General features: G+C 65.8%; 3 protein-coding genes and 1 pseudogene. 3 read left to right on the forward strand and 1 reads right to left on the reverse strand.

Translation table 11 applies throughout. From position 1 onward, the window contains the following. The 3 genes from QOC69_RS00435 to QOC69_RS00445 form a co-directional block, all read left to right on the forward strand. On the forward strand, nt 1–1,028 hold a 1,028-nt coding region (locus QOC69_RS00435; protein ID WP_526435255.1), incomplete at its 5' end, for an aromatic ring-hydroxylating dioxygenase subunit alpha. Continuing rightward, nucleotides 1,025–1,540, forward strand: coding sequence for an aromatic-ring-hydroxylating dioxygenase subunit beta (locus QOC69_RS00440; RefSeq protein ID WP_526435257.1), 516 nt, complete (start codon nt 1,025–1,027; stop codon nt 1,538–1,540). The genes QOC69_RS00435 and QOC69_RS00440, both read left to right, overlap by 4 nt. Further along, nucleotides 1,537–2,301 (forward strand): SDR family NAD(P)-dependent oxidoreductase, encoded by a 765-nt coding sequence (locus QOC69_RS00445; protein WP_526435259.1) that lies wholly within the window; start codon nt 1,537–1,539, stop codon nt 2,299–2,301. Before QOC69_RS00440 ends, QOC69_RS00445 begins: the two co-directional genes overlap by 4 nt. 273 nt (nt 2,302–2,574) lie before the next feature. Here the strand turns inward: QOC69_RS00445 and QOC69_RS00450 are convergent. Next, nucleotides 2,575–2,688: pseudogene (locus QOC69_RS00450) on the reverse strand (1,4-dihydroxy-2-naphthoyl-CoA synthase); the annotation flags it as partial.

The following is a 2,688-nucleotide window of genomic DNA, read 5'->3' on the forward strand; positions in this document are numbered from 1 at the left end:
TCCACAACTCGTGCACGCATCGCGGCGCGCTGGTATGCCGCCAGGACACGGGCACCGCCAAGGTGTTCTCCTGCTTTTATCACGCCTGGTCGTTCGACACCGAGGGCAAGCTCAAGGGCGTGCCGGACCGCGACGCCTACGCGGGCGGGGTGAGATTCGACGAGCTTGGGCTCAAACGGGTAGCGCGTGTCGCGTCCTACCGCGGATTCGTCTTCGCCAGCTTTGATCCCGAGATCGTCGACCTGCCCACCTATCTCGCCGACGCCAAGGAGTACATCGACCTGGTGGTCGACGGATGTGGCGGCAATGTCGAGCTGGCCAGGGGCACCAACGAGTACAGCTTCACCGCGAACTGGAAGCTGCTGGTGGAGAACAGTATCGACGGCTACCATGCCCAGTCCACTCACGACACCTACTTCAAGTACCTGGTGTCGATCGGCACCGAGCTGCACGGCGGCGTCAAAGGCCGAGCCGTCGCGCTGGGCAACGGGCACGCGGTGATCGAATACACCGCCCCGTGGGGGCGTCCGGTCGCCAAGTGGGAACCGCTGTTCGGGGAGGAGGCCCGCGACGAAATCGACCGGCTGCGTGCCGATCTGGTGAACCGCTACGGCGAGGAGCGAGCCCACACCATCTCCGAGGTGAACCGCAACCTGTTGATCTACCCCAACCTGATCATCAACGACATCATGGCGGTCACGGTGCGCACCAATTTCCCGTCCGCCCCGGATCGGGTGGACGTCACGGCCTGGCAGCTCGCGCCCCGCGACGAACTGCCCGGCCTGCGACAGCGCCGGCTCGACAGCTTCCTGACGTTCCTGGGTCCGGGCGGCTTCGCCACCCCTGACGACGTCGAGGCACTGGAGTCCTGCCAGCAGGGGTACGCCGGCGGCGGCGTCGAATGGAACGACATCTCACGCGGAATGGGGCGCGCACCGCTGGCCAACGACGAGGAACAAATGCGCGAGTTCTGGCGGCGTTGGCAACAGCAGATGGGCTGCGCGGCAGACCGGGCCGGTGCGCGATGAGTACCACCACGTCCGTGGACCCGCCGCACGCGATCGTGAGCCGCACCGAGGTCGAGGATTTCCTTTACGCCGAAGCGGCGCTCCTGGACTCCTGGTCACTGGACGACTGGTTCGAATTATTCGACCTTGACGCCAAGTACGAAGTGCCCTGCAACGACGCACCCGACGGCGACCCCGACACCGACCTGCTGCTCATCGACGATGACTGCACGCGCCTGCGGGCACGGGTCACGCGGCTCAACAGCCGCCGCGCCCACCGCGAATACCCGCACTCCCGCACCAACCACCAGATCTTCAACGTCCACGTGGCCGACCCGGACGAGGACGGCGAGATCGGCGTGACGGCGTCGTTCACGGTGTGGCGGTTCCGCGGCGGCAAGGCGAGTTACTACGTCGGGCACTATCGGTACCGACTTCGCCAGTCCCACAATGGGTTGCGGATAGCATTCAAGCGCGCCGAACTCGACATGACCGATCTGCGCGCCGTCTCGGACGTGGCGATCATCCTATGAGTGCGGCGCTCGCGGGCCGGACCGCTGTCGTGACCGGGGCATCGTCGGGAATCGGATTGGGTATCGCACGGCGGCTCACCGCCGACGGTGCCTGCGTCTTCGCCGCAACGCGGTGCAAGGAGGACCTGGAAACGGTCTTGGAGCAGGTCGGTGTCGCGGGTGGATTCTTCGGAGAGCTCCAGCAGGCCGGCGTGGCCGACGACCTGGTCACCAGTGCGATCGGCGGGTTGGGACATATCGACATCCTGGTGAACAACGCCGGCGGCGGCGTCATCGCACCGACGGTGGAACATACCGAGGAGACACTGCGTGCCACGGTCGACAACAACCTGTGGACCACGATCTACTGCGTGCGAGCCGCGCTGCCGCACATGGTATCTCGAGGCCACGGGCGAATCATCAACATCGGCGCCGACTCGGTGCGCACCGGGTTGATGGACCACGCGATGTACAACGCCGCCAAGGGCGGCGTGCATGCCATGATCACCGGGCTGGCGGTCGAGTACGCAAAGGACGGACTCACTGCGAACACCGTGGCGCCCAGCTATATCCGGACCCCCGAACTGACTGCACTCTTCGAATCCGGCAGCGCGCCAGCGCGTCTGCTCCAAGTCGTCGAGCAAGCCACCGCCAGCGTTCCGGTCGGCCGGCCGGGGACACCCGACGAAGTCGCCGCAGCCGTCGCCTTTCTCGCAGCCGAGGACAGCCGGTTCATCACCGGACAGACGATCTACGTCAACGGCGCCGCCAGCATGGGCTGAGCGCTCTCCCGCCAGAATAGGACATCACTTCATCCCTCACCGCGACCGGCAAGTAGGTACAGACGCACCATTGCCATTTCGGTCTGACCCGGTACGACCGTGTCGCTGACGCGCTCGTGTCCGCCGATTGACCACCCCAAGGCATAGGTCTAACGTCCGGGCGACACTGGTCACCACCGGCGTCCCGCGGATGGTGACCGCTGGCCGCATCGTCACGCAGCTCGCGCTACCCATGCACATGACCAGTGCGGTGTAGCACCGCTCGACACATTCTCAGAAGTAGCGCGGGAACAGCCCGTAGTCCGGGTCGCGCTTCTGCAGGAAGGCGTCGCGGCCCTCGACGGCCTCATCGGTCATGTACGCCAACCGCGTTGCCTCACCGGCGAA

The organism is Mycobacterium sp., from assembly GCF_032162105.1.
Classification (GTDB): Bacteria; Actinomycetota; Actinomycetes; order Mycobacteriales; family Mycobacteriaceae; genus Mycobacterium.

Excerpts from the sequence above, each read along its gene's own strand:
- QOC69_RS00445 (WP_526435259.1), top strand. The coding sequence starts at position 1,537 with ATGAGTGCGGCGCTCGCGGGCCGGACCGCTGTCGTGACCGGGGCATCG.
- QOC69_RS00440 (WP_526435257.1), top strand. The coding sequence starts at position 1,025 with ATGAGTACCACCACGTCCGTGGACCCGCCGCACGCGATCGTGAGCCGC.